Origin of the sequence: Limnohabitans sp., assembly GCF_040400975.1 — a bacterium.
GTDB lineage: Bacteria > Pseudomonadota > Gammaproteobacteria > Burkholderiales > Burkholderiaceae_C > Limnohabitans_A.
The window spans coordinates 114,649-137,194 of sequence record NZ_JBBAPF010000002.1 but is presented as its reverse complement, the minus strand read 5'-3'; the positions used below and the strand labels follow the sequence as shown (position 1 = coordinate 137,194).

The following is a 22,546-nucleotide window of genomic DNA, read 5'->3' as shown; positions in this document are numbered from 1 at the left end:
ATGCCCGCTTTGCCCAGAACAGCGCCTGAGACCCAGGCGCTTTTTATATTGCTGAACGATGCGCTGCCCCAAACGCAGTGCACACGCTGTGGCTTTCCAGATTGCGCTGCCTATGCCCGCGCCATGGCCGAGGGGCAGGCGGCCATCAACCAATGTCCGCCAGGCGGTCAAGCCGGCATTGAACGTCTGGCTGCGATCACCGGTCAGCCGGTGCTGGCGCTCAACCCTGAACACGGCACGGAAGGCCCGCGCCACGTGGCCATCATCGACGAGGCTTGGTGCATTGGCTGCACGCTGTGCATCAAAGCTTGCCCGACCGATGCGATTTTGGGCGCCAACAAACTGATGCACACGGTGATCGAGCCTTGGTGCACGGGCTGCGAGCTGTGCATACCGGTGTGCCCGGTAGACTGCATTGCTCTGGAAAACGTGACGGACACGCGCACCGGCTGGGCAGCATGGTCCGCGCAAGAAGCTCAGACGGCCCTCACACGTTACACGTCACGCCAAAAACGCTTGGTACACGAAGAGGCTGCCCATCAAGCCCGGCTGATCTCCGAGGCCGAGCACACCTTGGCCGACTTGACCGCCCATACCAAGGGCGCAGACAAGCCCCTCGAAGTGGACCGCAAACGCGCCATCATCGAAGCCGCACTGGCCAAAGCAAAAGCCCGCCAGACCGGAGCCTGACGGGCTTTTGAAGAGGCTTGTTGGGGCTGAAGCCACCGACCTACAAAGCGCTGCAGGTCGGACCTTCAGGTCCGACACCACTCAATGCGCGTTGGCCGCCAAAGCAGCAAATGCACCGACCACCTCGGGCGGTGCCTGCACCAACTCGATCAACACGCCCTCGCCGCCAATCGGGAACTCCTCGTTCGCCTTGGGGTGCAAAAACGTGATGTCAAAACCGGCGGCACCCTTGCGGATGCCACCCGGTGCAAAGCGCACGCCCTGAGCTGTGAGCCACTCCACCGCGACCGGTAGGTCGTCGATCCACAAGCCGATGTGGTTAAGGGGTGTGGTGTGCACAGCGGGCTTTTTGTCGGGGTCCAGCGGTTGCATCAAATCGACTTCGACCTTGAACGGGCCAGAACCCATGGCGCAGATGTCTTCGTCCACGTTCTCGCGTTCACTCTTGAAGGTGCCCGTTACCTCGAGACCGAACATATCGACCCAGAGCTTTTGCAGGCGGCTCTTATCGGGTCCGCCAATGGCGATTTGCTGGACGCCCAGCACTTTGAAGGGGCGGTTCATTTATTCGAACTCCACAATCATCTGGTCCACCGTGAGCGACTCGCCTTTGGCGGCCACCACTTTTTTCACCACGCCATCGGCGGCGGCAAACAAGACGTTTTCCATCTTCATGGCTTCGATCACGGCCAGGCGCTCGCCCGCTTGCACTTTTTGACCCGGCGTCACAGACACCTCGACCAACAAACCGGGCATGGGGGACAACACAAATTTGCTCAAATCCGGCGGCGCCTTGTAAGGCATGAGTTTGTGCAGCTCGGCCATGCGAGGCGACATCACCAACGCTTCGATGCGTGTGCCGTTGTGCTGCACTTGCAAAGCCAGGGGATTTTTCAAAGTGCCACGTTCGACCTGAGCGGTGAACGGCTTGCCATTGCAAGTGCCCACAATGCGGATGTCGTTCAAGCGGGAATTGCTGGCAATCGCATAGGTTTTGCCATTCACAGTGATTTGCGCCTCGCCGTGCTTGCCCGAAGACTCAGCAACATGCACTTGGACATAGCGGTTCTTGCCCTCTTTGCCCAATTCCACCACGGCATAGTCTTGGCCCACCTGCACGTCATAGCCTGGCAATTGTCCACTCAAACCCGCTGCACGCTCACGCGACTTGCGGCGTACAAAGGCAGCCAATGCGGCCAAAAAGTCGTGGTCGTCGTGCGGCACGTCCTCTGCACGGAAACCCTGGCTGTACTGCTCGGCGATGAAACCGGTGTTGAAGTCACCCGAGACAAAACGGGGGTGCGCCAACAGGGCCGCTTGGAACGGGATGTTGGAGCTGATGCCGCGGATGACAAAACCGTTCAAGGCCTCACGCATTTTGGCAATCGCCTCATGGCGGTCTTTGCCGTGCACGATCAGCTTGGCGATCATCGAGTCGTAGAACATCGGGATCTCGCCACCGTCCTGCACGCCCGTGTCCACGCGCACGCCATAGAGGTCTTGTGTATTGCCCTGGAACATGGTTTGCTTGGGCGTCTGGAAACGCACCAAACGTCCTGTAGAGGGCAAGAAGTTGCGGAACGGGTCTTCGGCGTTGATGCGGCACTCGATAGACCAGCCGTTGCGTTTCACGTCGGCTTGGCCAAAAGCCAATTTTTCACCTGCAGCGACGCGGATCATCTGCTCCACCAAATCGAGGCCGGTGATGGCTTCGGTCACGGGGTGCTCCACCTGCAGGCGGGTGTTCATCTCCAGGAAATAAAAGCTCTGGTCTTTGCCGACCACAAACTCCACCGTACCGGCCGATTGGTATTTCACCGCCTTGGCCAGTTGCACAGCCTGCTCGCCCATGGCTTTGCGCGTAGCTTCAGAAATGAAAGGTGACGGCGCTTCTTCGATCACTTTTTGGTGGCGGCGCTGAATGGAACACTCGCGCTCGTTCAGGTACACCACGTTGCCATGGCTGTCACCCAAAATCTGGATTTCGATGTGGCGGGGCTCTTCAACAAACTTCTCGATGAACACGCGGTCATCGCCAAAGCTGTTGCGCGCCTCGTTGCGGCACGACGTGAAGCCTTCAAAGGCTTCCTTGTCGTTGAACGCGACGCGCAAACCCTTGCCACCACCACCGGCTGAGGCTTTGATCATGACGGGGTAGCCGATCCCTTTGGCAATCTCGACCGCTTTGTCGGCCGTTTCGATCGCATCGTTCACACCGGGAATGCAGTTCACACCCGCAGCACCCGCCAGCTTTTTGGATTCGATCTTGTCGCCCATGGCGGCAATCGAAAAATGGCGTGGGCCAATGAAGGCAATGCCCTCTTCTTCGCAGCGCTTGGAGAACTCGGCGTTCTCGCTCAGGAAACCGTAACCGGGATGGATGGCCTGGGCACCAGTGGCTTTGGCGGCCGCGATGATTTTGTCGGCCACCAAGTACGACTCACGCGATGGCGCGGGGCCAATCGACACAGCCTCGTCGGCCAGCAGTACGTGGCGCGCTTCTTTGTCGGCTTCAGAATAAACGGCCACGGTTTGGATGCCCATTTTCTGGGCAGTGGTGATGACGCGGCAAGCAATTTCACCACGGTTGGCAATCAAGATTTTGGTAAACATGTTCTTCTTCTCCTTCGGGCTTACAGCGGAATGTTCCCGTGCTTGCGCCAGGGGTTCTCGAGCTTTTTGTCTTTGAGCATGACCAAAGAGCGGCAGATGCGTTTACGGGTTTCGTGCGGCTGAATCACATCGTCGATAAACCCACGTGCACCGGCAACGAAAGGGTTGGCAAAGCGGGCTTTGTATTCGGCTTCCTTGGCAGCCAGCTTTTCAGGGTTACCCTTGTCTTCACGGAAGATGATTTCCACCGCGCCTTTGGCACCCATGACGGCGATTTCGGCATTGGGCCAGGCAAAGTTCACGTCACCGCGCAGGTGCTTGGAAGCCATCACGTCATAAGCGCCGCCATAAGCCTTGCGGGTGATGACGGTGATTTTGGGCACGGTGCACTCGGCGTACGCATAGAGCAGCTTCGCGCCGTGTTTGATGATGCCGCCGTACTCTTGTGAAGTGCCAGGCATGAAACCAGGCACGTCCACAAAGGTGACCACGGGAATGTTGAACGCGTCGCAAAAGCGCACAAAGCGGGCCGCTTTGATGGAGCTCTTGATGTCGAGGCAACCGGCCAGAACCAAAGGCTGGTTGGCCACGATGCCCACGGTTTGACCTTCCATGCGGGCAAAGCCGATCAGGATGTTCTTGGCGTAATCGGGTTGCAACTCAAAGAAGTCACCATCGTCCACGGTTTTGACGATGAGCTCTTTCATGTCATAGGCCTTGTTGGGGTTCTCAGGGACCAAGGTATCGAGACTCATGTCCATTCGACCTGAGGGGTCACCACTGGCGCGCACCGGTGCTTTTTCGCGGTTGTTCAGCGGCAGGTAGTTGTAAAGGCGGCGCAGCATGAGCAGCGCTTCCACATCGTTCTCAAAGGCCATGTCGGCCACGCCGCTCTTGGTGGTGTGCGTCAAAGCGCCGCCCAATTCTTCGGCCGTCACTTCTTCGTGCGTGACGGTCTTGACCACTTCGGGTCCGGTCACAAACATGTAAGACGTGTCCTTGACCATGAAGATGAAATCGGTGAGTGCGGGCGAGTACACCGCTCCACCGGCTGATGGACCCATGATCATGCTGATCTGAGGCACCACGCCGCTGGCCATCACGTTGCGCTGAAACACATCAGCATAACCACCCAGCGAGGCCACGCCCTCTTGAATACGGGCACCGCCCGAGTCGTTCAGGCCGATCACCGGAGCGCCGACCTTCATGGCCTGGTCCATGAGCTTGCAAATTTTCTCGGCGTGCGTTTCAGACAAAGCGCCACCGTAGACGGTGAAGTCTTGGCTGTAAACAAAGACCAAACGGCCATTGATCATGCCGTAGCCTGTCACCACGCCGTCGCCGGGGATCTTGTTGTCCTGCATGCCAAAGTCGGTGCAGCGGTGCTCGACAAACATGTCCCACTCTTCAAAAGTACCCTCGTCGAGCAGCACTTCGATACGCTCACGCGCGGTAAGTTTGCCTTTGGCATGCTGCGCGTCAATGCGCTTTTGCCCGCCGCCCAAGCGGGCCGCAGCGCGCTTTTTTTCCAGTTGTTCAATGATGTCTTGCATGGTGGCTCTCTCTTTTCTTCAGGAAGATGGCAGATTTAACCCTGCGCTTGGTAGGCGCTGAGCAGTTGACGGGCAGCCGTTGACGCGGCAAGCTGACCCGCTGCAACTTGTTGGCTGAGTTGGGGCAGCAGTGTTTGCACACGCGGCTGCGCCCTGAAATTGTGTTTGAGCCCAGCGTCGATGCGCTCCCACATCCACGACAAGGCTTGTTGTTGGCGGCGCAGCACCAAGCGGCCGTTGGTTGTTTGCAAGCCGCGGAATTCACTCACCGCAGCCCAAAAACTGTCCACGCCCTGGCCCAGCAAAGCGCTCAGCTGGACCACCTTGGGATGCCACTGGGTGGTGTCGGCATGCGCATGGCCCGAGCCGCCGTGCATGCCCAAAAGTTGCAAGGCGCTGGTGATTTGAAGCTCGGCGCGGGTGGCTGCAATGGCGTCGATGTCGGCCTTGTTGATGACCACCAGATCGGCGATTTCCATCACGCCTTTTTTGATGGCCTGCAAATCATCGCCCGCATTCGGCAACTGCATGAGCACAAACATGTCAGTCATGTTGGCCACAGCGGTTTCTGACTGGCCCACACCCACCGTCTCGACGATCACCACGTCGTAACCCGCCGTTTCACAAACCAGCATCGATTCCCGGGTTTTTTCGGCCACGCCGCCCAAAGTGCCGCTGCTGGGGCTGGGGCGTATGTAGGCCCGCTCGTGCACGCTGAGCAACTCCATGCGGGTCTTGTCACCCAAGATGGAGCCGCCCGACACGTTGGACGACGGGTCCACCGCCAACACCGCCACGCGGTGGCCTTGGCCCATCAAATACAAACCCAGCGCTTCAATGAAAGTGGACTTGCCCACGCCCGGCACGCCGCTGATGCCCAAGCGGAAAGATTTCCCGGTGTGGGGCAGCATGGCCGTGAGCAACTCGTCGGCCAGCACACGGTGGTCTGCACGCGTAGACTCCAGCAGCGTGATGGCTTTGGCCATGGCGCGTCGCTGCACGGCTGCGTTGCCGTGCAACAAACCGTCCAGCAATTGCACAGGATTCACCCGATCGCCTTTTTGATCTGCTCCAGCACATCCTTGGCGCTGACCGGAATCGGAGTGCCGGGGCCATAGATGCCTTTGACGCCTGCTTCGTAGAGCATGTCGTAGTCCTGACGCGGGATCACGCCGCCCACGAACACGATGATGTCGTCGGCGCCCTGCTTCTTGAGCTCGGCAATGATGGCGGGCACAAGGGTTTTGTGGCCTGCAGCGAGGGTACTCACGCCCACGGCATGGACATCGTTTTCAATGGCTTGGCGGGCGCACTCTTCGGGGGTTTGGAACAACGGACCCATGTCCACGTCAAAGCCCAGGTCGGCAAACGCGGTGGCGACCACTTTGGCGCCCCGGTCATGGCCGTCTTGACCTAGCTTGGAGATCATCACGCGGGGGCGTCGGCCTTGCGCTTCGGCAAAGGCGGCGATGTCGGCCTTGATCTGGTTCCAGTATTCCATGGTGTCTCCCACGTTTTCGCCGTCGTCATAGGCGGCGGCGTACACGCCCGTCACCTTTTGGGTGTCGGCGCGGTGGCGGCCAAAGGCTTTTTCCAGCGAATCGGAAATCTCACCCACCGTGGCGCGCAAGCGCACAGCCTGGATCGACAGGTCGAGCAGGTTGCCCTGTCCGGATTCGGCCGAAGCGGTCAAGGCATCCAGAGCGGCTTGCACCTTGGCGCTGTCGCGGCTGGCGCGGATCTTGGCCAAGCGCTCGATCTGGCCGTCGCGCACCTTGACGTTGTCAATCGACAGCGTCTCGATCGTGTCTTCTTTGGCCAACTTGTATTTGTTCACGCCCACGATGACGTCTTTGCCAGAGTCGATGCGGGCTTGCTTTTCGGCTGCGGCCGCTTCGATCTTGAGCTTGGCCCAACCACTGCCAACGGCTTTGGTCATGCCACCCATGGCCTCGACTTCTTGGATGATGGCCCAGGCCTTGTCGGCCATCTCTTGCGTCAGGCTCTCCATCATGTAAGAACCGGCCCAAGGGTCGATCACGTTGGTGATGTGGGTTTCTTCCTGGATGATGAGCTGCGTGTTTCGGGCAATGCGCGCACTGAATTCGGTGGGCAAGGCAATCGCTTCGTCAAACGAGTTGGTGTGCAGCGACTGGGTGCCACCAAACACGGCCGCCATGGCCTCAATGGTGGTGCGCACCACGTTGTTGTAGGGGTCTTGCTCGGTGAGTGACCAACCCGAAGTTTGGCTGTGCGTGCGCAGCATGAGGCTCTTGGGGTTTTGGGCGTTGAAGCCCTTCATGATGCGGCACCACAACAGGCGCGCGGCACGCATCTTGGCGATCTCCAGATAGAAGTTCATGCCCACTGCCCAGAAGAAGGACAGGCGACCCGCGAACTCGTCCACGTCCATGCCTTTGGCGATAGCGGTCTTCACATACTCTTTACCGTCGGCCAGGGTGAAGGCCATCTCGAGCGCCTGGTTGGCCCCGGCTTCCTGCATGTGGTAGCCCGAGATCGAGATCGAGTTGAACTTGGGCATGTTCTTGGCCGTGTACTCGATGATGTCGCCGATGATCTTCATCGAGGGCTCGGGCGGGTAAATGTAGGTGTTGCGCACCATGAACTCTTTCAGAATGTCGTTCTGAATCGTTCCGGAGAGTTGCTCCTGCGACACGCCCTGCTCTTCTGCGGCCACCACATAGCCCGCCAGCACCGGCAGCACCGCACCGTTCATGGTCATGGACACGCTGACCTTGTCCAGCGGGATCTGGTCAAACAAAATTTTCATGTCCTCGACAGAATCGATCGCCACACCGGCCTTGCCCACATCGCCCGTCACACGCGGATGGTCGGAGTCGTAACCACGGTGCGTGGCCAAGTCAAAAGCCACCGACACGCCCTGCCCGCCAGCAGCCAAGGCCTTGCGGTAAAACGCGTTGGATTCCTCGGCGGTCGAGAAACCGGCGTACTGGCGGATCGTCCAAGGGCGCACGGCGTACATGGTGGCCTGTGGGCCGCGCAAAAACGGCTCAAAACCTGGCAACGTGTTGGCATAAGGCAGCTTGGCCGTGTCCTCGGCGGTGTAGAGAGGCTTGACGACGATGCCGTCGGGCGTCTTCCAGTTCAACGCGTTCACATCGCCACCGGGAGCAGATTTGACCGCGGCTTTTTGCCAAGCCTCCAAGTTAGAAGCTTTGAATTCAAAGGATTTGGACGTCATGGCGCTGTGCTTTCGGGACAAAAATGGCTGAGACGGATTTTGGCAGCCTGGGACTGCCTACCGGCTTACAAGTACCGTGATTCATAATTATTGATGCAGAATATTTTAACCGGCTTACAATCCCACCACTGAAAATTTTCTTTCGACACCCCAAAAACCGGTTTTTCCGGAAACACAAGCACCATGTCCGCCCTGTCTCTTGCCCCCCGCGCCTTGTACGAAGAAGTGGCCGAATTGTTGCGACAGCGCATCTTTGCGCGCGAGCTGGAGCCGGGCAGCTGGATCGACGAGTTGCGCATTGCCGAGGCGCTGGGCATCAGCCGTACACCGTTGCGCGAAGCACTGAAGGTACTGGCCGCCGAAGGCTTGGTGACCATGAAGGTGCGTCGGGGCGCCTATGTGACCGAGGTCAACGAAAAAGACCTGCGCGATGTTTACCACCTGCTGGCCCTGCTCGAATCCGATGCGGCCCGGGTGGTGGCACAAAACGCCAGCGCCGAGCAGATGGCACAGATCAGCGCGTTGCACGCGGATCTGGAACAGGCCGTGGGCCATCGCGAGCGTTTTTTCGAGATCAACGAAGCTTTTCACATGCTGCTGCTCGAATTGGCAGACAACCGCTGGCGCGACCAAATGGTCGCCGACCTGCGCAAGGTGATGAAGCTCAACCGACACAGCTCATTGTTCAAAGAGGGGCGCATTGAGCAGTCCTTGGCCGAGCACCGGACCATCGTGCAGGCCCTGACCGAACGGCAGCCGGAACAAGCGGCAGAGTGCATGTCGGCCCACTTCATGAACGGCTTACAGGCCGCACAATAAGCGATCAACTTCCACCACGCCTCAACAGCCTGTGGCCAGGGCAGAAGATCAATCCGCCTCTCGCATCGCTTTGCCCAAAGCTTCCGCCCCCTTGGCCAGCAGGGTGTCGGCGGCGTTCAAGCGATCCCGCGCCTCACGGTTCTGGCTGAGCTTGGCCTTGCCCTCGATGCGCTGAATCTCCACCTGAATGCCGACCACCGCCTTGAGCATTTGGGCAATGTAATCGGGCGGCGAATCGCCCATCTTCCAGGGGCGGGGCTCGGAAGCCTCATGTTCACGGGTCAGCCGCGCCACGACGCCACGGACAAACCTTTCCTCGTCCATCACCGTCAGTCGGCCATGGACATGCACAACTTCGTAGTTCCAGGTAGGCACCTGCCGGTGGGTTTCGTGCTTGCTCGGGTACCAATTGGGCGAGATGTAGCTCTCGTTGCCGCGAAAAATCACCAGCACATCAGCACCGTCCTGACATTGTTGCCACACCGGGTTGGCCCGCGCAACATGCGCGGTCAACAACCCATGCGCCCCCTGACTGGCGTCAAACTCAAAGGGAATGTGGTTCGCATCCAAGCCATCGGGCCCTGACGTGACAAGGGCACCCAGCGGATGCTCCCGGATGATCGTGTGGAGTTCTGGCGGATTTTGGATGAGGAAATGGGCGGGGATGTACATCGGATCGGCTCAAATGGGGAATCAGCAGAGGGCACCATCTTGCCATCGAATCTCAGTCAGTCACCACCGCACCCCGGGCCAAAGCGGCACGCGCCAGCTGCCAGACCTCACGCGGCGGCAAGGGCTTGAGTTTGTGATCGCTCCAGACCTGGCGCCACAAACGCCCGCCGCGCTGCCCGTGGTACAGGCCCAGCATGTGCCGCGCGATCGCATACCAAGGGCAGCCGTCTTCGGCAAAGGCGCGCTCCATGTAGGTCACCATGACCTCTTCCACCGCTTCGCGGCTGAGCACGTCATGGGTATCACCGAAAAACGCGGCGTCCCAAGTGCCCAACAGCCAAGGGTTGTAGTAGGCCTCGCGTCCGACCATCACACCGTCGGCGTGCTGCAGATGCTGCGCGATCTCTTCGTTGGTCTTGATGCCGCCGTTCACGGCGATCAGCAGCCCCGGAAAGTCTTTTTTGAGCTGGTAGGCCAGCTCGTAGCGCAGCGGCGGGATTTCGCGATTTTCTTTGGGGCTCAGGCCGTCGAGCCAAGCATTGCGGGCGTGGACGATGAAAACCTTACACCCCGCTTCGCTCACCGTGCCGACAAAGTCGCTCACAAAGTCGTAGCTTTCGATGCGGTCAATGCCAATGCGGTGCTTCACTGTGACCGGCACATCCACCACATCGAGCATGGCTTTCACGCCATCGGCCACGGTGCGCGGCTCGTTCATCAGGCAAGCGCCAAACGCGCCGCGCTGCACACGGTCTGAAGGGCAGCCGCAGTTGAGGTTGATTTCGTCATAACCCCACTCTTGGCCCAGCTTGGCGGCGTGGGACAAATCGGCGGCGTCGCTGCCGCCGAGTTGCAGGGCCACGGGGTGCTCTTCGGCGTTGAAGCGCAGGTGCCGTTGCACACTGCCGTGGCGCAAGGCACCGGTGGTCACCATCTCGGTGTAGAGCAAGGTGTGGCGGGTCAGCAGGCGGTGGAAAAATCGGCAATGCCGGTCAGTCCAGTCCATCATGGGGGCAACTGACAAGCGCCAGCGTTGGGGTTCGGGAAAATGCATGGGGGTTGATTATCCTTGCCTGTCTGCGGCCTTGAAAACAAACCCTAACGACCCATTTCAACAGGGCGTTTAATGAAAGCCGGTCTTGAGCCCGACAATGACCGCTTAAGCTAGGAGAAATCGAGATGGGTGATGCAACGATGTGGTGGGTTTTGGCCGGTGTCTTGGTGGCACTGGAGTTGTTGACCGGCACTTTTTATCTCTTGATGCTGAGCCTGGGGGCCGTGGCTGCAGCCTTGGTGGCCATGGCGGGCCATGGCCTGAGCACCCAACTGGTGGCTGCGGCCATTGTGGGCGGCTTGGGGGCTGTGCTGCTGGGCCAATGGCGCAAGCACCAAACCACCACGCGCCAAGAAGCGCATGACCAGCATCTGGACTTGGGCGCCACGGTACAAGTCGATGCCTGGGATGCCCAAAACACCGCGCAAGTCAAACACCGGGGCGCTGCCTGGACCGCGGTGCTGGCCCCAGGCCAGACCGCCGCACCGGGCGTTTACCGCATTCAGGCCATGGCGGGCAACCGCTTGGTCCTCGAGAAAATCTGAGCACACCGCTCGCAATACCGAAAAGGGAGAGAAACCATGGAAATCGCAGCAGTCCTCGTGATCATCGCGGTCCTGTTCATCGTCAAGACCGTCAAAGTGGTGCCACAACAAGAAGCCTGGGTAGTCGAAAGGCTGGGCAAATTTCACGCCAGCCTGTCCCCGGGCCTGAACTTTGTGGTACCCTTTGTGGACAACGTGATCCAAAAGCACAGCCTGAAAGAAATCCCGCTCGATGTGCCCAGCCAGATTTGCATCACGCGTGACAACACGCAGCTGCAGGTGGACGGTATTTTGTTTTTTCAAGTCACCGATCCGAAACTGGCCAGCTATGGCTCGTCCAACTACATCGTGGCCGTGACCCAGCTGGCTCAAACCAGCCTGCGCAGCGTGATCGGGAAATTGGAGCTGGACAAGACCTTTGAGGAGCGCGACATCATCAACGCTCAGGTGGTGGCCGCCATTGACGAAGCGGCGCTCAATTGGGGCGTGAAGGTGCTGCGTTACGAGATCAAGGACCTGACACCGCCCAAAGAAATTTTGCTGGCCATGCAATCACAAATTACGGCTGAGCGCGAAAAGCGTGCGCTGATCGCCGCCTCCGAAGGCCGCCGTCAAGAGCAGATCAACATCGCCACGGGCGAGCGCGAGGCTTTCATTGCCCGATCAGAGGGTGAAAAGCAAGCCGCCATCAACAAAGCCCAAGGTGACGCCGCCGCCATCACCGAAATGGCCAATGCCACCGCGCAAGCGATTGAGCGGATTGCCACTGCCATCCTCCAGCCCGGGGGCGAACAAGCCGTTCAGCTCAAGGTGGCCGAGCAAGCGGTGCAGGCCTACGCCAAGGTGGCGCAAGATGCCAAGACGACCTTGATCGTGCCGGGCAACATGAGCGAAGTCTCAGGCCTGATCGCTTCGGCCATGCAGATGGTGAGCACTGGCAAACAAACTGGTTGAAGCAGCCCTGCAGACGCAAAAAACCCGCCGTGGCGGGTTTTTTGTGGGAACTGCGGACTTGAATTGCCCAGCCTGGCCTTGCCAAACTGGGCAAAAAACAGACATCAACCCATGTGCAAACCGCCGTTGACAGCGAAGTCAGCGCCGGTGGTGTAACTACCGTCTTCGCTGGCCATCCAGGCAATGATGGAGGCGATTTCGCTGGGCTTGCCCAAGCGCTTGACGGGCACGGTGGCCACGATCTTTTCCAAAACGTCGGGACGGATGGCGTTGACCATGTCGGTGCCGATGTAGCCAGGGCTCACGGTGTTCACGGTCACTCCCTTGGTGGCCAGCTCTTGTGCCAAGGCCATTGAGAAACCGTGCATACCCGCTTTGGCAGCCGAGTAGTTGGTTTGACCGGCTTGGCCTTTTTCGCCGTTCACCGAACTGATGTTGATGATGCGGCCCCAGCCTTTTTCAACCATGTCGGCCACCACCTGTTTGGTCACGTTGAACATGGAGTCCAGGTTGGTGTTCATGACGGCTTGCCAGTCTTCGCGGGTCATCTTCAGGAACATGCGGTCCTTGGTGATACCTGCGTTGTTGACCAAAACGTCGATGGAGCCGTGCTCGGCTTTGGCCTTGGTGAAGGCTTGCACCGTGGAATCCCAATCACCCACGTTGCCCACCGAAGCGTAAAAGGTATAGCCCAGGGCTTTTTGCTCGTCCAGCCATTTGGTGAAGTCACGGGTCGGGCCGCAACCGGCGATGACCTTGAAGCCCTCTTGGTGAAGGCGCTGGCAAATCGCGGTCCCGATGCCGCCCATGCCGCCTGTGACGTACGCTACTTTTTGACTCATGTTTATCTCCTGGTGATGAGTGTGGTGAGATGGTGGAAAACCACCCAAACCCGCATGATCGGCTGCCCTTATACAACTGGACAGTGCGCCGATTCACACAGCCTGAGCGGCTGGTGTTGTTTAAACGCGCTCGATGGCCAGCGACACGCCCATGCCGCCGCCAATGCACAGCGCGGCCAAGCCTTTATTGGCTTGAGTGCGCTGCATTTCGTGCAACAAAGTCACCAAGATTCGGCAACCGGACGCGCCAATCGGGTGACCAATCGCGATCGCGCCGCCATTAACGTTGACCTTGGCCGGATCGATGTCCAGGGCCTGGTTCACCGCACAAGCTTGCGCAGCGAAGGCTTCGTTCAGCTCAAACAGGTCCACGTCTTGGGCTTTCCAGCCGGCGCGGGCCAGTGCTTTTTGCGAAGCCGGCACGGGGCCCATGCCCATGGTGGCCGGGTCCAGACCGCTGGTGCCAAAAGCGGCAATGCGGGCCAGGGGCTTGAGGCCCAAGGCAGCAGCCTTCTTGGCGCTCATGACCATCACGGCAGCAGCGCCGTCGTTGATGCCCGAGGCGTTGCCTGCGGTCACGCTACCGGCCTTGTCAAAGGCGGGACGAAGGCCAGCGAGCACTTCCACGCTGGTTTTCTTGTTAATGAATTCGTCGGTGTTGAACACCAGTGCGTCGCCTTTGCGCTGGGGAATCAGCACGTCGACGATTTCATCCTTGAACTTGCCCGCCTCTTGCGCAGCGGCTGCTTTGCGCTGGCTACCAGCGGCCAGGGCGTCTTGCATGTCACGGGTGATGCCGTATGCTTTGGCCACGTTTTCGGCTGTGATGCCCATGTGGTACTGGTTGTACACGTCCCACAGGCCGTCCACGATCATGGTGTCCGTCATTTTCCAGTCACCCATGCGCTGGCCGTCGCGGCTGGCATTCAAAACATGCGGGCTGGCGCTCATGTTTTCCTGGCCACCGGCGATCACAATTTCGCTGTCGCCCCAAGCCACCGCTTGGGCGGCCAGCATCACGGCTTTGAGGCCCGAGCCGCACACGGCGTTGATGGTCAGGGCGGGCGTTTCCTTGGCCACACCGGCTTTCATCATGGCTTGACGAGCGGGGTTTTGGCCCACACCTGCGGCCAGCACCTGGCCCATGATGACTTCGCCAATGGCGTCTACGGGCAAGCCGCTGCGCTCGAGCAAACCCTTGATGACGATGCTGCCCAGCTCGGTGGCGGGGGTTTTGGCGAGTGTGCCGCCAAATTTGCCCACGGCGGTGCGTGCGGCTGCAACGATGACGATGTCTTCCATTTTTGTCTCCAATAAAAATCTGATCAGGCCTTGGCTTTGACGTAGCGACCTGGGGCCGCTTCGATGGCTTTGAATTGACTTGTTTTGCCGTAGGCCTTGGGAGCTGCAATTTGCTTGCCCGCATGGCCTTTGAGCCAATCCGACCAATCGGTCCACCAGCTGCCGTGGACCTCTTTGGCGCTGGCGATCCAGTCGTTCACATTGGCCGGGAACTTCGTGCCTTCGTTCAGCCAATGGCTGCGCTTTTTGGCCGCGGGCGGGTTGATCACGCCCGCGATGTGGCCCGAGGCCCCCATCACAAAACGCTTTTTGCCCGGCAGCACTTGCGTGCTGGCATAAGCTCCGCCAATCGGCACGATGTGGTCTTCGCGAGAGCCGTAGATGTAGACCGGCATGTCAACCTTGCCCAGATCAATGGCCTCGCCGCAGACCTTGAGCTTGCGGGGTTTGACCAAATTGTTTTCCAAATAGGTGTTGCGCAAGTACCAAGCGTAGAAGGGACCGGGCAAGTTGGTCGAGTCGCTGTTCCAGTAGAGCAAGTCAAAGGGCGGCGGTGTCTCACCCTTGAGGTAGTTGCCCACCACATAGTTCCAGACCAAGTCGTTGGGGCGCAAAAAGCTGAAGGTGGAGGCCAAGTCCTGCCCCTTGAGCAAGCCGCCTTGGCCCATTTGCTGTTCACGGAACTTGACGAAGTTCTCGTCGATGAACACGTCCAAAATGCCCGTGTCGGTGAAATTGATCAGCGTGGTGAGGAAGGTGGCACTGGCCACCGGCTTGTCACCACGCGCCGCCAACACCGCCAAGGCGGTCGACAAAATGGTGCCGCCCACGCAAAAACCTAAAGCATTGATCTTGGGTGCGCCGGTGATGGCCTGCACCGTGTGGATGGCCTTGATGGCCGCATGCTCGATGTAGTCGTCCCAGGTCTTTTGCGCCATGGACTCGTCGGGGTTACGCCAGCTCACCACAAAGGTGCGGTGGCCCTGACTCACGGCATAACGGATCAGCGAGTTTTCAGGTTGCAGGTCCAGGATGTAGAACTTGTTGATGCACGGGGGAACCAGCAAAAACGGCTTTTCATAGACCTTGGCCGTGAGGGGCTTGTATTCGATGAGCTGGAAAAATTCATTCTCGAACACCACCGCGCCTTCAGTGGTGGCCACGTTCTTGCCCACTTCAAACAGGCTCTCGTCAGTCATGGACACATGGCCCTGCTGCATGTCGTGCATCAGGTTTTGCACGCCTTTGGCGATGCTCTCGCCCTGGGTTTCGATGGCTTTCTTTTGCGCTTCAGCATTGAAGGCCAGGAAATTGCTTGGCGCAGCGGCAGCCACCCATTGCTCAACTGCAAAGCGGATGCGGGAGCGGGTTTTTTCATCGGCATCGACCGCATCGGCCAAGCCCATCAGGGTGCGGGCATTGAGCAAGTAAGTGGCTGCGTTAAATGCCGCCACGGGGTTGGAGGCCCAAGCCTCACCCGAAAATCGCCGATCCTTGACTTGTAGGCTGTTGTGCAGGCTCTGGTTCCATAAGTCAGAGGCGTCTTTGAAGTACTGAGCTTGCAGGTCTTGCAGCTTTTGAGGTGAGAACTTGAGCATGGGCGCAGCCTCATGACCTGATTTCAAGCCCCCTAAGTCGATGGTCTGAAAATGCCGCATGGCTTCACCCCAGCTTTTCGTGAGCTGGTTTTGAAAACCTTCACCCATTTGGGACCAAAATTCCGGGGTAGCAGCGCTCATGTCGGGGTCTCCTGAATCCACCTATTTATGAAATCTATGGGACAGAGTATCTTTCAATTTGATGTCACCTAAATTACAACTGGAAAAAAGATGTACTTGATCGTCATTGCTTGGCTATACGTCACTTTGCTGATGGCCTTGGCCGAAGCTTTCAGTTCACAGGGCAGTGTTCTGGGCGCCATCATCACTTTCGTGCTTTACGGCCTGCTGCCCATGGCCTTGGTGGTGTACCTGATGGGAACCCCATTGCGGCGAAAAGCCATTCGAAAATCAGAGCAATTGGCCCGCGAAGAGTTCGTGGCGGCCAAATTGCAAACTGACTCAAGCACCCAGCCAGATGCAAGCGGCCATCCGCCCGCTTTGCCCGAGAGTACGGCTGTCCCTGCGGTGCGAAAAGAAGAATTGCGGCTGTGATGCCGTGCACCAAACGGGTGCACCGTCATTGCCGTGGATGCTGTTCAGCCCCAAGGCTTGCAAACGCAAGCGTGCCAAACCCGCCAAATTGGCCTTGAATTTGCCGTTGGACTGCACTTCAAACAGCGATCGAATCGCCGCCGAACCGTCATCAAAAGCGTGTAGGACATCGGTGCCGACTTCGAAAGCATCAGGTCCGATACAAGGCCCTAACCAAGCCAAGACATTCGATGCATCGCAACCGGCTTGCCTCACGTCGGAGATCAAAGCCTCCAGAACACCATGCCCCTTGGTCCCCGCCAAGCCTCGCCATCCCGCATGGGCTGCGGCCACCCACTGACCAGAGGCATCACTCAAAAGCACTGGCAGACAATCGGCCACCATGATGGTGCAGGCCACCTGGGCATCTTGGGTCCAACAAGCATCGGCAACCCATCCATCAGGGCAAGCACGAGACAGATTGACCGAGGTCACACCGTGCACTTGCTTCAAAAAAACAGGTCGCCGATCCAATAAACGTGCCAAGTGATCCCGGTTGGCCTGAACATCCGCTGGCGCGTCACCCACATGGTCACCCAAGTTCATGCTGTCCCATGGCGCAACGGATACCCCAGACTCACGGTTGGTCATGACCGCGTTGACACGTTGAGGGGCAGGCCAATTCGGTCTCAGCCAACCGGCAGGAAAGTGGTTCATCCGAAAATCATAATGCCAGCACCCCCGAATAATCTGTATTTATTGTGTAATTGATGTATGAGCGAAATTGCCCAAACCGATGCGCCGGAGCTGCCCTGGATTGTCGAGGGGGATGCCTTTCCTTGCGCAGACACGGCATGGGGCCCTACTGCACCGGCGCCGGGCCTGCTGGCTGCCAGCGGTGACTTGTGTGCGGCTCGGCTGATCGAGGCTTACAGCCAAGGCATTTTTCCTTGGTTCAGTGAAGGTCAACCCGTGCTTTGGTGGAGCCCGGACCCCCGCATGGTGTTGATCACCCGTGAATTTAGGGTGCACCGATCCTTGCGCAAATCTTTGCATCGCTGGACGCTGACCCCAGGATTTGAACTGTGCTTTGACCGGGATTTTTCGCAAGTGATCAAAAAGTGCGCCACCTCTGCGCGTGTGGGCCAAAAAGGGACTTGGATCGTCCCCAAGATGGTCGAGGCGTATGAAGAACTACACCGATGTGGGTTGGCGCACAGCAGTGAAGTCTGGCACCAGGGGCAACTGGTGGCCGGGCTTTATTTTGTCAATTTAGGACTTGCTGTGTTTGGTGAGTCCATGTTCACCACCATCACCGACGGCTCCAAAATGGCCTTGGCCAATTTGGTGAGCGTGTGTTTGCAAGAAGGTGTCGATGCCATTGACTGTCAACAAAACACCCGTCATTTGGCATCGCTGGGTGCTCGGGAAGTCCCTCGTTCCCGCTTTCTTTCAGGGGTTCAACAAGCGCTGAATGGTCAGGCTATCCACTGGGGCTCGCAGACTTTGAATTGGCCTGCGCTGCAATCGTTGGAGGGTTTTCAATGACCCATCTCAAAGACCTACCTCTGCAGGCGCTTCAGTTTTACGCCACAGCACCCTATGCCTGCAGTTACCTGCCAGACCGTTCCGCACGCTCTCAAGTGGCCACCCCCAGCCACCTGATCCACAACGAGGTTTACTCCGATTTGGTCTCTCAGGGTTTTCGCCGCAGTGGGCTGTTCACTTACCGACCCTATTGCGATGGATGCCAAGCCTGCCAACCCCTGCGCGTCGCGGTGGCAAAGTTTGTCCCTGACCGCAGTCAACGTCGGGCGCAAACGGCACACCAAGACTTGCGCGTTCGGGTTTTGGACTTGCATTTCAACGAACAGCATTACGCCCTGTACTTGCGCTACCAGAACTCGCGTCATCCAGGCGGGGGCATGGACCAAGACAGCATTGACCAATACAGCCAATTTTTGCTGCAAAGCCGCGTGAACTCCCGTATCGTTGAATTTCGGGAGGCTGGGGAGGATGACCACTTGGGTGCGCTCAAAATGGTCAGCATTGTGGATGTGCTGAACAACGGCTTGTCTGCGGTCTACACCTTTTACGAGCCTGATGACAAAGCCAGCTATGGCACTTTCGGGGTGCTGTGGCAGATCCAACAAGCAGCCCAATTGGGTTTGGACTATGTTTACCTGGGTTATTGGATTGAGGACAGTCCAAAGATGAATTACAAATCCCGTTTCAGACCCTGCGAACTTCTGGTGAAAGGCGTCTGGTCACCCATGGCTTGAAGCCATTCAGTCTCAGCGGCGCTTGCACGTTATTTCACAGTGTAAAATAATCATGCATCTGAAGTCCACGATGAAAAAAGACCCTGCGCTCACGCCCACGCCCACCATTCAGGTGATTGAACGGATGTTCACCCTGATTGACGTCCTAGCGTCCAGAGAAGAGGCCATCTCACTCAAAGAGATCAGCCAAAAGACGGGTCTTCACCCGTCAACAGCGCACCGCATTTTGAACGACTTGGCTTCTGGCCGTTTTGTTGACCGCCCCGAGGCTGGCAGCTACCGCTTGGGCATCCGGTTGCTGGAATTGGGCAATTTGGTCAAAGGCCGTCTGAATGTCAGAGATGCGGCGCTCACGCCCATGCGTGAGTTGCACAAATTGATCCAACAGCCCGTTAACTTGAGCATGCGGCAAGGCGACGAGATCGTGTACATCGAACGCGCCTACAGTGAACGCTCTGGCATGCAAGTGGTCCGCGCCATTGGGGGAAGAGCACCCTTGCACCTGACCTCTGTGGGCAAGCTTTTCTTGGCCGCCGATGACCCCCTGCGCGTGCGATCCTATGCGACCCGCACTGGCCTTTCTGGCCAAACTCGCAACAGCATTACGCAGTTGCAAGTCTTAGAGCGGGAGTTGACTCGCGTCAAGCAATCGGGATTTGCTCTTGACAACGAAGAACTGGAGTTGGGTGTGCGGTGTATCGCAGCGGGCATTTACGACGACCAAGGCAAGCTCTTGGCCGGATTGTCGATCTCTGCTCCTGCCGACAGGCTAGACGAGAGTTGGCTGCTCAAATTACAGGAAACGGCGAAAACGATTTCCAACACATTGGGCCACCCTGGCAGCGACTGACATGGCCTAGCGCCCATGATTGGCAGGCACCTCAGACTTCAGCCCGGCAAGTAGGTGCGTGGCAACGATTGCCCAGAATGCAGAGGTGGTTTGCTTTCCAACCATTGGCGAACACGCTCGGCGTCACCCAAGCGGCTGAGTTTGCCGGCGGAGTCCAAAAAAACCATGATCAATTTGCGGCCTGACACTTGGGTTTGCATCACCAAACACCGTCCGGCCTCAGAGATGTAACCCGTCTTTTGCAAGCCGATGTCCCAGGCCGGATTTTTGACCAAGCGGTTGGTGTTGTTGTATTGCAAAGTGCGACGACCAACTTCAACCTCACGGCCGTGGGAGGTGGATAACTCCCGCAACATGGGCTCTTTGTAGGCTACCGCCACCAACACCGCCAAATCGCCGGCACTCGATTGGTTGCGACTGGACAAGCCGGTGGGCTCGACATAACGCGTGTCTTTCATCCCCAGTTGCTTGGCACGAGAATTCATTTTGTCAACAAAGTTGTCCATGCCACCCGGGAAGGTCCGCCCCAAGGCGTTTGCCGCCCGATTTTCACTGGACATCAATGACAGGTGCATCAGATCGCCACGCGACAGGACCGTGCCCACAGCCAAGCGAGATGAGCTGCCTTTTTCGGTGTCCACATCGTCTTGTGTGATCCTGATCGGCTCGTCCATGGAGAGTTTGGACTCAGCAATGACCAAACCCGTCATCAGCTTGGTCAAAGAAGCAATGGGCAAAACAGCATGGTCATTTTTGCGGTACAAAACTTCGTGGGTATCTTGGTCCACCACCAATGCAACGCTCGAATGCAGGTCCAGTGCGTCCGATGTGGCGTGCAAACCCGCCATTTGGCCGAAAGAGGCACGAACTGGGCGCGCCTGTTGTGCGCTGTGGGCGTTGCTTTGCATGCGCACTTGTTTGACAGCGGATGGCGCGTTCTTGGCCGACTTGTTGGCTGCTGGCGCTTTGGCTCTTTGCACCGAGTTGTTCGCCGCGGCTTTGTTCTTGGCCTTGACTTTTTGTTGGGGGTTGTCCTTCGCCTTGGCCTTGACGGGTTGACCCTTGTTCACCGAAGTCGGCTTGTCTTTTTTCTTGGCCGATTTGTCCGCGGTTTTAGAGGCTGTTTGGCCCGATTGGGCATGCGCCGGAAGGCTTGTCAAACCCAGCGACAAGGCCAGCATCAACAAGAAAGCGCCCAGCTGAGGCTTGTGACGCATTCTTGGAAAATTTGAAAGGAGAGCGGGGTTCAATGGCGCATCCTGTGTGGTCGTTGTGCTGATCAAGCCCTGTAGTGTATACAAATAAAAAAGTCACGCAAGAACAATAACTTGCGTGACTTTATTCAAGCCAGATGGCACTTTAAAAGTACCCATTTACCCTTGTGCTGCGACCCGATCCGCCTTGCTTTGCAGTTTATTCAAGGCGCTCAAATAGGCTTTGGCAGAGGCCACCACAATGTCCGGGTCGGAGCCTACGCCATTGACCACTCGGCCACTGTTTTGGAGGCGAACCGTCACTTCCCCTTGGCTTTCCGTCGAGCCACTGATGGCATTGACCGAATAAAGCACCATTTCAGCACCACTCTTGATCTGCGACTCAATCGCTTTGAGTGAGGCATCGACGGGCCCATTCCCATCGGATTCGCTGCGCACCTCTTTGCCCGCAATGGTGAACACCACCGAAGCGTGTGGCCGCTCGCCGGTCTCACTGTGCTGCGACATGGAGACAAAGCCATACTGCTCTTTTTCAGCGGTCACACTCTCATCGCTGACCAAGGCCAGGATATCTTCGTCAAAGATCTCGCTCTTGCGGTCGGCCAATTCCTTGAACTTGGCAAAGGCGTTGTTGATTTCGGTTTCGCTGTCGAGCGTGACGCCCAAGTCCTGCAAACGCTGTTTGAACGCGTTGCGGCCGCTGAGTTTGCCCAGCACGATCTTGTTGGTGGTCCAGCCCACGTCCTCCGCACGCATGATCTCGTAGGTGTCTCGCGCCTTGAGCACGCCATCTTGGTGTATGCCGGAGGCATGGGCAAAGGCGTTGGCGCCGACCACGGCCTTGTTGGGCTGCACTACAAAACCGGTGGTCTGGCTGACCATGCGGCTGGCGGCCACGATGTGGCTGGTGTCAATGCCAATGTCGAGGCCAAAATAGTCACGCCGCGTTTTGACGGCCATGACCACTTCTTCGAGCGAGCAATTGCCCGCACGCTCGCCCAAACCGTTGATGGTGCACTCGACCTGACGCGCCCCGCCGATCTTCACACCAGCCAGAGAATTGGCCACCGCCATGCCCAAGTCGTTGTGGCAATGCACGGACCAAATCGCCTTGTCCGAGTTGGGAATGCGCTCACGCAAGGTGCGGATGAACTCACCATACAGCTCTGGCACGGCATAACCCACGGTATCGGGCACGTTGATGGTGGTGGCGCCTTCAGCGATCACTGCCTCCAGAATTTGGCATAAAAAGTCCATGTCGCTGCGGTAGCCGTCTTCCGGGCTGAATTCCACATCGGCCACCAAATTGCGGGCAAAGCGCACCGACTGCTTGGCCTGCTCAAACACTTGGTCGGGCGTCATGCGCAACTTTTTTTCCATGTGCAGTGGCGACGTGGCAATGAACGTGTGGATGCGGCCACTGTTGGCACCTTTCAGCGCCTCGGCCGCACGCGCGATGTCGCGATCATTGGCGCGAGAAAGAGAGCAAATAGTGGAATCTTTGATCACGTCGGCGATACTTTTGACAGCCTCGAAATCCCCATTGGAGCTTGCGGCAAAACCGGCTTCGATCACGTCCACGCGCAGACGCTCCAGCTGGCGGGCAATGCGCAGCTTCTCGTCACGTGTCATGGAGGCACCGGGCGACTGTTCGCCATCGCGCAAGGTGGTGTCGAAAATAATCAGTTTGTCAGTCATGTTCACTCCTGGTCAAAAAACCGCAAGTCCAAGCAAAAATGCAAAAGGCCCGATGCGGTTGGCATACGGGCCTTTTGGGAAAATGTTTGCGTGCGCTACACAT

General features: G+C 58.1%; 21 protein-coding genes. 8 read left to right on the top strand and 13 right to left on the bottom strand.

The window, feature by feature from the left end; translation table 11 throughout:
* Positions 1-690, top strand: coding sequence for an electron transport complex subunit RsxB (gene rsxB / locus ABWQ00_RS02585; protein WP_353237102.1), 690 nt, complete (start codon positions 1-3; stop codon positions 688-690).
* Positions 691-771: 81 nt separating this feature from the next.
* Here the strand turns inward: rsxB and ABWQ00_RS02580 are convergent, their stop codons facing one another.
* Genes ABWQ00_RS02580 through scpA form a run of 5 tightly spaced genes read right to left on the bottom strand, consistent with a single transcriptional unit; the run spans position 772 to position 8,079 of the window.
* Positions 772-1,254 carry a VOC family protein gene (locus ABWQ00_RS02580; protein ID WP_353237101.1) on the bottom strand — a complete coding sequence of 161 codons (483 nt, stop codon included), beginning with the start codon at positions 1,252-1,254 and terminating at the stop codon, positions 772-774.
* Positions 1,255-3,303: an acetyl-CoA carboxylase biotin carboxylase subunit gene (locus tag ABWQ00_RS02575; protein WP_353237100.1), complete on the bottom strand. Its 2,049-nt coding sequence runs from the start codon at positions 3,301-3,303 to the stop codon at positions 1,255-1,257.
* Between the two features lie 20 nt (positions 3,304-3,323).
* Positions 3,324-4,856: an acyl-CoA carboxylase subunit beta gene (locus ABWQ00_RS02570; protein WP_353237099.1), complete on the bottom strand. Its 1,533-nt coding sequence runs from the start codon at positions 4,854-4,856 to the stop codon at positions 3,324-3,326.
* Between the two features lie 35 nt (positions 4,857-4,891).
* Entirely contained in the window at positions 4,892-5,905 is a 1,014-nt protein-coding gene (gene meaB / locus ABWQ00_RS02565; RefSeq protein ID WP_353237098.1) for a methylmalonyl Co-A mutase-associated GTPase MeaB, read from the bottom strand.
* On the bottom strand, positions 5,902-8,079 hold the full coding sequence (scpA, locus tag ABWQ00_RS02560) for a methylmalonyl-CoA mutase (RefSeq protein ID WP_353237097.1): 2,178 nt from the start codon (positions 8,077-8,079) through the stop codon (positions 5,902-5,904). The genes meaB and scpA overlap by 4 nt, the downstream gene beginning before the upstream one ends.
* Before the next feature lie 183 nt (positions 8,080-8,262).
* Between scpA and ABWQ00_RS02555 the strand changes: the two genes are divergently transcribed.
* Positions 8,263-8,898 (top strand): GntR family transcriptional regulator, encoded by a 636-nt coding sequence (locus ABWQ00_RS02555; protein WP_353237096.1) that lies wholly within the window; start codon positions 8,263-8,265, stop codon positions 8,896-8,898.
* A gap of 48 nt (positions 8,899-8,946) precedes the next feature.
* On the opposite strand, the gene ABWQ00_RS02550 is transcribed toward ABWQ00_RS02555, so the two are convergent.
* Together ABWQ00_RS02550 and dusA are read right to left on the bottom strand one after the other, a co-directional pair.
* Positions 8,947-9,570 (bottom strand): FMN-binding negative transcriptional regulator, encoded by a 624-nt coding sequence (locus tag ABWQ00_RS02550; protein WP_353237095.1) that lies wholly within the window; start codon positions 9,568-9,570, stop codon positions 8,947-8,949.
* A gap of 52 nt (positions 9,571-9,622) precedes the next feature.
* Complete coding sequence (gene dusA / locus ABWQ00_RS02545) at positions 9,623-10,624, bottom strand: tRNA dihydrouridine(20/20a) synthase DusA (RefSeq protein WP_353237094.1); 1,002 nt, start codon at positions 10,622-10,624, stop codon at positions 9,623-9,625.
* 125 nt (positions 10,625-10,749) lie between these two features.
* On the opposite strand from dusA, the gene ABWQ00_RS02540 reads away from it, so the two are divergent.
* Entirely contained in the window at positions 10,750-11,169 is a 420-nt protein-coding gene (locus ABWQ00_RS02540; protein ID WP_353237093.1) for an NfeD family protein, read from the top strand.
* A gap of 36 nt (positions 11,170-11,205) precedes the next feature.
* Positions 11,206-12,123: an SPFH domain-containing protein gene (locus ABWQ00_RS02535; protein WP_353237092.1), complete on the top strand. Its 918-nt coding sequence runs from the start codon at positions 11,206-11,208 to the stop codon at positions 12,121-12,123.
* Between the two features lie 104 nt (positions 12,124-12,227).
* Here ABWQ00_RS02535 and phbB read toward each other — a convergent pair whose 3' ends face one another.
* The 3 genes from phbB to phaC form a co-directional block, all read right to left on the bottom strand.
* Positions 12,228-12,965, bottom strand: coding sequence for an acetoacetyl-CoA reductase (gene phbB / locus ABWQ00_RS02530; protein WP_353237091.1), 738 nt, complete (start codon positions 12,963-12,965; stop codon positions 12,228-12,230).
* 120 nt (positions 12,966-13,085) lie between these two features.
* Complete coding sequence (locus ABWQ00_RS02525; RefSeq protein ID WP_353237090.1) at positions 13,086-14,267, bottom strand: acetyl-CoA C-acetyltransferase; 1,182 nt, start codon at positions 14,265-14,267, stop codon at positions 13,086-13,088.
* A gap of 23 nt (positions 14,268-14,290) precedes the next feature.
* Positions 14,291-16,006 (bottom strand): class I poly(R)-hydroxyalkanoic acid synthase, encoded by a 1,716-nt coding sequence (gene phaC, locus ABWQ00_RS02520; protein WP_353237089.1) that lies wholly within the window; start codon positions 16,004-16,006, stop codon positions 14,291-14,293.
* A 90-nt stretch (positions 16,007-16,096) separates the two neighbouring features.
* Here phaC and ABWQ00_RS02515 point away from each other — a divergent pair, with 90 nt between their 5' ends.
* On the top strand, positions 16,097-16,420 hold the full coding sequence (locus ABWQ00_RS02515) for a hypothetical protein (RefSeq protein WP_353237088.1): 324 nt from the start codon (positions 16,097-16,099) through the stop codon (positions 16,418-16,420).
* On the opposite strand, the gene pgeF is transcribed toward ABWQ00_RS02515, so the two are convergent.
* The gene (pgeF, locus tag ABWQ00_RS02510; protein WP_353237087.1) at positions 16,328-17,116 is read right to left on the bottom strand and encodes a peptidoglycan editing factor PgeF; all 789 of its coding nucleotides are present in this window, start codon (positions 17,114-17,116) and stop codon (positions 16,328-16,330) included. The two genes, ABWQ00_RS02515 and pgeF, sit on opposite strands and share 93 nt — an antisense overlap.
* Positions 17,117-17,173: 57 nt before the next feature.
* On the opposite strand from pgeF, the gene aat reads away from it, so the two are divergent.
* The 3 genes from aat (at position 17,174) to ABWQ00_RS02495 (ending at position 19,531) form a co-directional block, all read left to right on the top strand.
* A complete protein-coding gene (gene aat, locus ABWQ00_RS02505) occupies positions 17,174-17,947 on the top strand; it encodes a leucyl/phenylalanyl-tRNA--protein transferase (protein WP_353237086.1) in 774 nt (257 codons plus the stop codon).
* A complete protein-coding gene (locus tag ABWQ00_RS02500; RefSeq protein WP_353237085.1) occupies positions 17,944-18,681 on the top strand; it encodes an arginyltransferase in 738 nt (245 codons plus the stop codon). Before aat ends, ABWQ00_RS02500 begins: the two co-directional genes overlap by 4 nt.
* 70 nt (positions 18,682-18,751) lie before the next feature.
* A complete protein-coding gene (locus ABWQ00_RS02495) occupies positions 18,752-19,531 on the top strand; it encodes an IclR family transcriptional regulator (RefSeq protein ID WP_353237084.1) in 780 nt (259 codons plus the stop codon).
* Between the two features lie 38 nt (positions 19,532-19,569).
* On the opposite strand, the gene ABWQ00_RS02490 is transcribed toward ABWQ00_RS02495, so the two are convergent.
* Together ABWQ00_RS02490 and ABWQ00_RS02485 are read right to left on the bottom strand one after the other, a co-directional pair.
* Complete coding sequence (locus tag ABWQ00_RS02490) at positions 19,570-20,748, bottom strand: serine hydrolase (RefSeq protein ID WP_353237083.1); 1,179 nt, start codon at positions 20,746-20,748, stop codon at positions 19,570-19,572.
* Positions 20,749-20,904: 156 nt separating this feature from the next.
* Entirely contained in the window at positions 20,905-22,443 is a 1,539-nt protein-coding gene (locus tag ABWQ00_RS02485) for a 2-isopropylmalate synthase (RefSeq protein WP_353237082.1), read from the bottom strand.
* Positions 22,444-22,546 lie beyond the last annotated feature (103 nt).

Coding starts and splice junctions, on each gene's coding strand:
- rsxB (WP_353237102.1), top strand. CDS start 1: ATGCCCGCTTTGCCCAGAACAGCGCCTGAGACCCAGGCGCTTTTTATA.
- dusA (WP_353237094.1), bottom strand. CDS start 10,624: ATGCATTTTCCCGAACCCCAACGCTGGCGCTTGTCAGTTGCCCCCATG.
- pgeF (WP_353237087.1), bottom strand. CDS start 17,116: ATGAACCACTTTCCTGCCGGTTGGCTGAGACCGAATTGGCCTGCCCCT.
- ABWQ00_RS02575 (WP_353237100.1), bottom strand. CDS start 3,303: ATGTTTACCAAAATCTTGATTGCCAACCGTGGTGAAATTGCTTGCCGC.
- ABWQ00_RS02485 (WP_353237082.1), bottom strand. CDS start 22,443: ATGACTGACAAACTGATTATTTTCGACACCACCTTGCGCGATGGCGAA.
- phbB (WP_353237091.1), bottom strand. CDS start 12,965: ATGAGTCAAAAAGTAGCGTACGTCACAGGCGGCATGGGCGGCATCGGG.
- ABWQ00_RS02490 (WP_353237083.1), bottom strand. CDS start 20,748: ATGCGTCACAAGCCTCAGCTGGGCGCTTTCTTGTTGATGCTGGCCTTG.
- aat (WP_353237086.1), top strand. CDS start 17,174: ATGAGCGAAATTGCCCAAACCGATGCGCCGGAGCTGCCCTGGATTGTC.
- ABWQ00_RS02550 (WP_353237095.1), bottom strand. CDS start 9,570: ATGTACATCCCCGCCCATTTCCTCATCCAAAATCCGCCAGAACTCCAC.
- ABWQ00_RS02555 (WP_353237096.1), top strand. CDS start 8,263: ATGTCCGCCCTGTCTCTTGCCCCCCGCGCCTTGTACGAAGAAGTGGCC.
- ABWQ00_RS02580 (WP_353237101.1), bottom strand. CDS start 1,254: ATGAACCGCCCCTTCAAAGTGCTGGGCGTCCAGCAAATCGCCATTGGC.
- ABWQ00_RS02540 (WP_353237093.1), top strand. CDS start 10,750: ATGGGTGATGCAACGATGTGGTGGGTTTTGGCCGGTGTCTTGGTGGCA.
- phaC (WP_353237089.1), bottom strand. CDS start 16,006: ATGAGCGCTGCTACCCCGGAATTTTGGTCCCAAATGGGTGAAGGTTTT.
- ABWQ00_RS02500 (WP_353237085.1), top strand. CDS start 17,944: ATGACCCATCTCAAAGACCTACCTCTGCAGGCGCTTCAGTTTTACGCC.
- ABWQ00_RS02495 (WP_353237084.1), top strand. CDS start 18,752: ATGAAAAAAGACCCTGCGCTCACGCCCACGCCCACCATTCAGGTGATT.
- ABWQ00_RS02515 (WP_353237088.1), top strand. CDS start 16,097: ATGTACTTGATCGTCATTGCTTGGCTATACGTCACTTTGCTGATGGCC.
- ABWQ00_RS02535 (WP_353237092.1), top strand. CDS start 11,206: ATGGAAATCGCAGCAGTCCTCGTGATCATCGCGGTCCTGTTCATCGTC.
- ABWQ00_RS02525 (WP_353237090.1), bottom strand. CDS start 14,267: ATGGAAGACATCGTCATCGTTGCAGCCGCACGCACCGCCGTGGGCAAA.
- scpA (WP_353237097.1), bottom strand. CDS start 8,079: ATGACGTCCAAATCCTTTGAATTCAAAGCTTCTAACTTGGAGGCTTGG.
- ABWQ00_RS02570 (WP_353237099.1), bottom strand. CDS start 4,856: ATGCAAGACATCATTGAACAACTGGAAAAAAAGCGCGCTGCGGCCCGC.